7 protein-coding genes are annotated in these 6,697 nt (G+C 44.4%); 4 read left to right on the forward strand and 3 right to left on the reverse strand.

From position 1 onward, the window contains the following. Nucleotides 1-339 precede the first annotated feature (339 nt). Together sppA and aroH are read left to right on the forward strand one after the other, a co-directional pair. On the forward strand, nucleotides 340-1,161 hold the full coding sequence (gene sppA, locus IM319_RS08940) for a signal peptide peptidase SppA (RefSeq protein ID WP_287676420.1): 822 nt from the start codon (nucleotides 340-342) through the stop codon (nucleotides 1,159-1,161). Nucleotides 1,162-1,228: 67 nt separating this feature from the next. Then, complete coding sequence (gene aroH, locus IM319_RS08945; protein ID WP_287077106.1) at nucleotides 1,229-1,630, forward strand: chorismate mutase; 402 nt, start codon at nucleotides 1,229-1,231, stop codon at nucleotides 1,628-1,630. A 256-nt stretch (nucleotides 1,631-1,886) separates the two neighbouring features. Here aroH and IM319_RS08950 read toward each other — a convergent pair whose 3' ends face one another. After that, nucleotides 1,887-2,786, reverse strand: a complete 900-nt coding sequence (locus IM319_RS08950; RefSeq protein WP_287735337.1) for an alpha/beta fold hydrolase — start codon at nucleotides 2,784-2,786, stop codon at nucleotides 1,887-1,889. A gap of 58 nt (nucleotides 2,787-2,844) precedes the next feature. Here IM319_RS08950 and IM319_RS08955 point away from each other — a divergent pair, with 58 nt between their 5' ends. Continuing rightward, nucleotides 2,845-3,687 carry an alpha/beta fold hydrolase gene (locus tag IM319_RS08955; protein WP_287735339.1) on the forward strand — a complete coding sequence of 281 codons (843 nt, stop codon included), beginning with the start codon at nucleotides 2,845-2,847 and terminating at the stop codon, nucleotides 3,685-3,687. Here the strand turns inward: IM319_RS08955 and IM319_RS08960 are convergent, their stop codons facing one another. Together IM319_RS08960 and IM319_RS08965 are read right to left on the reverse strand one after the other, a co-directional pair. Continuing rightward, nucleotides 3,688-4,521: a M48 family metallopeptidase gene (locus IM319_RS08960; RefSeq protein WP_286826848.1), complete on the reverse strand. Its 834-nt coding sequence runs from the start codon at nucleotides 4,519-4,521 to the stop codon at nucleotides 3,688-3,690. A gap of 63 nt (nucleotides 4,522-4,584) precedes the next feature. Further along, on the reverse strand, nucleotides 4,585-4,869 hold the full coding sequence (locus IM319_RS08965) for a hypothetical protein (protein WP_287079042.1): 285 nt from the start codon (nucleotides 4,867-4,869) through the stop codon (nucleotides 4,585-4,587). Between the two features lie 697 nt (nucleotides 4,870-5,566). Here IM319_RS08965 and IM319_RS08970 point away from each other — a divergent pair. Beyond that, complete coding sequence (locus IM319_RS08970; protein WP_286826850.1) at nucleotides 5,567-6,562, forward strand: LysR family transcriptional regulator; 996 nt, start codon at nucleotides 5,567-5,569, stop codon at nucleotides 6,560-6,562. The last annotated feature ends 135 nt before the right edge of the window (nucleotides 6,563-6,697 follow it).

The raw sequence follows: 6,697 nt of genomic DNA on the forward strand, positions 1-6,697 counted from the left end.
CTTACTAGATATTTTGGCATTAGCGGGCTATTTCACCTGAAAATATAGACCATTTTCTTGATTACAAAGTAAGAAAAAAACTCTAATAGCAAATCTGTTTTTAATAGTATGATTAACTTCCAATCGAACTTTAAAAACCCGCTCCCCACTTCCCACTTCCTATTCCCCGCTCTCTTGCCTAAATACTCACCTCGCCTACCTCAACTCTGGCCAGTTAATGTTGTTATACACCTAACCAGACATTTTAGCCTGAAATTCTGAAATATAATGTTTGCTTAACCTGGAACGATCAAAGCGTTAGATTAGAAAGAGTCCTTTTTTTAGAGATATTTAAACCTGATGGTCTGGCCTTTTAAACCGAAAACCCGCAAACAAATCGCTCGAATAGAAATTACAGGTGCAATTGCCTCCGATACCCGCAAAAGAGTCTTAAAAGCCCTAGAAATCGTCAAAGAAAGGCAATATCCCGCCCTACTTCTCCGCATTGACTCCCCCGGGGGAACCGTGGGGGATTCCCAAGAAATTTATGAAGCATTGAAGCGGTTACAAAAAAATACGAAAATAATCGCTAGTTTTGGCAATATTTCCGCCTCTGGCGGCGTTTATATCGCTATGGGGGCCAATTATATTATGGCTAACCCCGGCACGATTACTGGCTCGATCGGTGTTATCCTGAGAGGGAACAATCTGGAAAGATTGTTGGATAAGGTGGGAGTTTCGTTTAAAGTGATTAAATCTGGCCCTTATAAAGATATTCTCTCCTTCGATCGAGAATTAACTGATGAAGAAGAAAGAATTCTCCAGGATATGATCGATACCAGTTATCAGCAATTTCTGCAAACCGTCGCCAGCGCTAGAAATTTAGATGTCAATCAGGTGAAAAGTTTTGCCGATGGGCGCATTTTTACCGGTCAACAGGCTTTAGAATTAGGAGTGGTCGATCGCTTGGGAACCGAGGAAGATGCCCGACTTTGGGCGCTAGAATTGGCAGGATTACCCCCAGATAAAACTAAATGTCAGACTATCGAAGAACCGAAACCCCTCCTCAGTCGTCTGACGGGCAATCGTTCCCAAATACCCCTAGGATTACAAAAAACCCTACAGCGTCTAGAATTTGAATTGGAAGTTAACGGACAACTATTGTGGTTATACCGACCCTGATGGCCAAATTAAAGTCGAGAAAAAGGGCGCGTTAACCCCTAAAATTGACTCATCAGGTTAGCGGAGGATGACAATCGTGCAGTGGAAGGTTCGAGCCATTCGGGGAGCGACGACAGTAACGGTTAATACTATTGAAGCTATACGAGAAGCAGTGACAGAACTCCTCGAAGCGATCGAAATCCACAATAGTCTCGATCCCGATGATATTGTTAGTATTATCTTTACGGCAACTCAGGATTTAGACGCGATTTTTCCCGCTGCTATCGCTCGCGAACGTCCCCATTGGCAAAATGTCCCCCTCCTCGATGTGCAACAGATGCACGTCGCTGGTAGTCTGGACAAGTGTATTCGGGTAATTCTCCACGTTAATACTCTCAAACTGCAAAGCGAAATGCAGCACGTCTATCTGCAAGGGGCGAAAAATCTTCGCCCCGATTGGCAGATTTCTCCAGTCACTATTAATCGCTAAAATCTTCGATAACCTGTTCCCGCATTTTCTATTTCGATTTTATCACTCAATCCAAACTCTTGGGGGGTTCTACCCCCCAAACCCCTCGCGCATTAGGTTAACTGTGAGATGCTTACACGCAGTTGTTCATATATTTGTACCAGTTTAAGAGTCACTGATAATTGCTGATTGTCGGTGTTTCTGCAAATGTGAGATGCAGCCGACTAAATCTCTATCTCAAGGTCGCGAGAGGACTCCCGTTAAACCGCGCGAGCGGTTAGCGGGGGAGTGTCAATTCCGACAGCCAACTCAAAATTAATTGATTAACTTTTTCGGGATGTTCATCGTGGGGACAGTGACCGGCTTTGGCAATCGGATAAAATTGGGTATTATTTCCCATTTTAGCTCTTTCTTGGTAAATTACCGAACCGGCGATCGGTGTCCAAGGGTCATCCTCTCCCCAGAGTACCAATAAAGGGCGATCGATTTGCGGTAATAATTCCTGGGGAGAAGGTCCGGGGGGTGCTGTCAACACCGATGCAAACACTCCCCACGCACCCGCATCACAGGAGGGTTGATAGATAATTTCGACTAATTCCTCGGTAATCGCAGCATGATCCCGATAAACCTGTTTTAAGGTGTTCCGGATGCGATTTTTCTGCCTTACCTGTTCAAAAATAAACTTTCCTGTCACCGGAGAACTAACTAAACCAGTAAAGGCAGCCATGATTAAACGCAGCGGCAAATTTAATTCTTCGGGACGATGGTTTAATCCTCCGGCACAGTTAATAATTACTCCTCCAGCAGTGATTTCGGGAGATTCTGCCATCAGCATTAAGGTAATCAGTCCCCCGATGGAATTACCGATAAATACCGCCGGTTTTGCCATTTTTTCTCGCCAAAAGTCTTGTATTTGCCGCAGCCAAAGGTCGAGACTATAATCTAAAGCGGGCTTATCTGTACCCCCAAATCCCAAAAGATCTAGGGCATAGACTTGATAGCCATTTTCCGCTAAAACGGCGATATTTTTGCGCCAATGACCGATAGATGCCCCAAAACCGTGAATTAATACTAGGGGTTGTCCTTCTCCCCGCACAGTGTAGGGGATGGTGTGACCTTGCCATGTCCAAGACAATTGCTCTAAGCTAGTCCCAGTGATCGGAGATTGTAGTGCCATTGTATGAAGTTTTATTAAGTGATAGGTAAATTATAGAGTAAAAATCAGTCGAGAATTTATGCCACAACGCCAGACTTTTACCAATAACTCGATGGAAATTTCCTATTTACAATGGAGCGATCGAGGTATGCCTCTATTATTATTGCACGGCATGGCGGATCATGCTTTGGTTTGGTCAAGTTTGGGCGATTATTTAAGCTCAAATTATCAAGTTATTGCCCCAGATTTGCGGGGACATGGGGAAAGCGGTAAACCGGCAACCGGTTATCACTTTCAGGATTATATCGGCGATTTAAGGGCTTTAATTAATCATTTAGGTTGGACGCAAGCACATATTTTAGGTCATTCTTGGAGTGCTAAAATAGCGGCAATTTGGGCAACTCAACAGCCGGAAGTATTTAAGAGTTTAATTTTAGTCGATCCCTTTTTTATCGATAAAATGCCTAGTTGGATTAGGATAACTTTTCCAATTCTCTATCAAGTTTTGCCCTTTTTAAAGATTACTCGCTCCTTTGATAGTTATCAGAGCATAGAAGCGATCGCTCGTCAATTAAAACAATATAAAGGTTGGTCAAATCTACAGCAAGAGGTGTTTAAAAATGCCATCGAACAAAAAGCTGATGGCAGTTGGAGCAGTAAATTTACTTTATCGGCACGCGGGGAAATTTTTGAGGATGTCATGGGGTTTGCCGGATTAACTAAAACTTTAGATATTCCCAGTTTATTAATCCTTCCCCAGCAGGGATTAAATCGCACTGCTTGGCAAATTCAATCCTATAAAAGGTATTTAACTTCTCTAGAGATTAAAAAGATACCGGGTAATCATTGGGCATTTTTAGGGGAACCTGAAATTTTTAATCAAGCGGTGGCCGAGTTTTTATCCGTTCGGGAAATTGTCTGATTAGCGGAGAGAACGAATCTGCAATTGGTAATAATCCTCGTCTAAACCTTGATTCTGCTTGTTATTAACCGAATTAAGCTGTTTTTGCAGTGCCAAAATGCGATCGCCTGTAGCAGGATGGGTGCTGAGAATTGTCGGGGTAGAACCCCCCTGTTGTGCTAATTTTCCCATCAAGGAGATCATCGCCGTGGGTGCATAACCAGCCTCAGCTAGATTGTTTAAACCCAGTCGGTCCGCTTCTAATTCATCCTTGCGACTATTGGGCAGATTATAGGCGAGATTGACTCCCAATTGTACCCAAGTTTTTGTGTCTAATCCCGCCGCGCTGAGAAGTCCTTGGGCGAGGGCAGTATTGCGTAATTGGGTGATAGAATGACGACCGACGATATGGCCGATTTCATGGGCAATGACGCTGGCTAATTCTGCCTCATTATCAGCAGTTTTAATCAATCCCGTGTGTAAATAGACAAATCCGCCCATGGTTGCGAAGGCGTTAATGCTATTGTCGCGCACCACTTGAAAAGTGTAGGGAATCTCAGGGTGATCGCTAGTTGCCGCTAATCGCTGGCCGATTTCTTGGACATATTGGTTAATTCTGGCATCTTTGGCCAGTTTTATTTTACCTGATTCTAATAAACCCTGATTAATCTGCCTACCGAGGGCAACTTCCTGCTGAGGAGAAATAGTGGCGAGTTGAATAACCTGCACACCGCGAAAAAGTAAATCCATCCACGAGCGTGCGAAACTAGGTTGGGGATTGACAATCCCGATACTCAGGGTGAGCAGCAGGGAAATTATTGTTAATAGCCAAAAACGGTAGAAAATAGGGCGCATAGACGATTCGATCCCATAAAAACCTCATTCCCATTCTAGACAGTCCCTATCACCCTTTGCCTGCTACTGTCCCCGATTGGTTTGATAGACGTAAAAGTTAAATAAATCGAATAAACTGCCAACAAAAGCAAAGGTGACAGCGATGGTTAACATTCCTTGTAGGGGATAACCGCCGCCGAAAATGGTTAAAAATTGCAGGATTTGGCTAAAACCGGTCTGACAAACCCAAGTAAAGCCGGGGACATGACTGGTGGCCAATAAAGCAGTTAAAATAGAACCCACCAAGAGGACGGGAGCAACAAAACTTAATAGGGTGGAAAATAGCAGGGAACGGAGCAAAGTAAGCATGGGTGCTGATCTCCAGAGAATTAGGGGGCGATCGAACGGGAATAGGAATCTATGCTCGCTCCCCTCTAGGATATACGTTCATCTCGGCTAGGGGCGGTTTTTTAAAAAATCTTAAAATATCATTAAGATTCTTGGTTAATAACGATTAAGTGGTACACAAAAGTCAATGCAATAATTGCTCAGGCAGCCTTTTTCAGTGATCAGTAAACAGTAAACAGTAAACAGTGAGGGGTTGGGACGTGGGGACGTGGGGACGTGGGGACGTGGGGACGTGGGGACGTGGGGACGTGGGAAGAATAAATAAAAATAATCTCCCGTCTCCTGTCTCCTGTCTCGGATCTTCTCGACTTTGTGTGATAATTTTTGCTTATGGAATCGTGAAATGCTTATCGAGCAAGACTTTTAGGGCTATTTTGCGGATATTCTATCAGTATAGACCTCGTTTTCACACAGAAACCAGAAGAGCCCTGTCTCCTGTCTCCTGTCTCCTGATAACTGATAACTGATAACTGATAACTGATAACTGATAACTGATAACTGATAACTGATAACTGATAACTGATAACTGATAACTGGAACTACCTGAAGCATTGATCCCCGTGGTGTGGTACTGTCAATTCAGTGTATTTATCGGCACTGGCTTAAGATTTGTCGCTATTGTCCTCCCCTTCTCCCGTCGCTGTTTTTGAGGCTTTCTATGACCGACATTCCTTTCACCCTAGACCAACTGAGAATTCTCAAAGCGATCGCTGCCGAAGGAAGCTTTAAACGGGCGGCAGATACCCTGTATGTATCTCAACCGGCGGTCAGTCTTCAGGTACAAAACCTCGAAAAACAGCTAAATGTGCCGTTATTTGACCGGGGCGGTCGGAAAGCCCAATTAACGGAAGCGGGATACCTACTCTTAAGCTACGGCGAAAAAATTATCACTCTCTGTCAAGAAACCTGTCGGGCGATCGAAGATCTACAAAATCTGCAAGGGGGAACCCTGATCGTCGGCGCTTCCCAAACCACGGGAACCTATCTTCTTCCCCGCATGATCGGGCTTTTTCGGCAAAAATACCCAGAAGTATCCGTACAGCTACAAGTTCATTCCACCCGTCGCACCTCTTGGAGCGTTGCTAACGGTCAAGTGGATTTAGCCATTATCGGGGGAGAAGTTCCCGCCGAATTACAAGAAACCCTGCGGATTATCCCCTACGCAGAAGATGAACTGGCTTTAGTCCTGCCTATTTTTCATCCTCTGTCTAAGGTAGAAATGATTCAAAAAGAGGATTTATATCGACTAAAATTTATCACCCTCGATTCCCAATCGACGATTCGCAAAGTTATCGACAAGGTTTTAACTCGTTGCGAGATCGATACCAAGCGCTTAAAAGTGGAGATGGAACTTAACTCGATCGAGGCGATTAAAAATGCCGTACAATCCGGTTTGGGGGCGGCTTTTGTCTCGGTGACAGCGATCGAAAAAGAACTACAAATGGGAGTTATCCACGCTACCAGAATTAAAGATGTGGAAGTACGACGCACTTTGTCGGTAATTATTAACCCGAATCGCTATCGCTCGAAAGCTGCCGAGGCTTTTACCCTAGAAATACTACCCCAATTCTCCACCTATCCCGAATATCTGGCTGACGACCACAACTTTGAACCGATTCCTAATCCGCAACCCGCCGAAATTATTAGTAAATAGGGTCTGCTGAAAAAGTTTTTCGGTGGGGGATGGGGGTTGGGGGTTGGGGGATGGGGGATGGGGGATGGGTGTTACCGATTTTCAGGTGGTCAACTACCTAATTTTCAGGGAAAAAGTACCTGAATTTTCCCCCTG

This window comes from Microcystis sp. M113S1 (assembly GCF_020246945.1).
In the GTDB taxonomy this organism is placed as follows: Bacteria; Cyanobacteriota; Cyanobacteriia; order Cyanobacteriales; family Microcystaceae; genus Microcystis.

Coding starts and splice junctions, on each gene's coding strand:
- sppA (WP_287676420.1), top strand. CDS start 340: ATGGTCTGGCCTTTTAAACCGAAAACCCGCAAACAAATCGCTCGAATA.
- aroH (WP_287077106.1), top strand. CDS start 1,229: ATGACAATCGTGCAGTGGAAGGTTCGAGCCATTCGGGGAGCGACGACA.
- IM319_RS08950 (WP_287735337.1), bottom strand. CDS start 2,786: ATGGCACTACAATCTCCGATCACTGGGACTAGCTTAGAGCAATTGTCT.
- IM319_RS08955 (WP_287735339.1), top strand. CDS start 2,845: ATGCCACAACGCCAGACTTTTACCAATAACTCGATGGAAATTTCCTAT.
- IM319_RS08960 (WP_286826848.1), bottom strand. CDS start 4,521: ATGCGCCCTATTTTCTACCGTTTTTGGCTATTAACAATAATTTCCCTG.
- IM319_RS08965 (WP_287079042.1), bottom strand. CDS start 4,869: ATGCTTACTTTGCTCCGTTCCCTGCTATTTTCCACCCTATTAAGTTTT.
- IM319_RS08970 (WP_286826850.1), top strand. CDS start 5,567: ATGACCGACATTCCTTTCACCCTAGACCAACTGAGAATTCTCAAAGCG.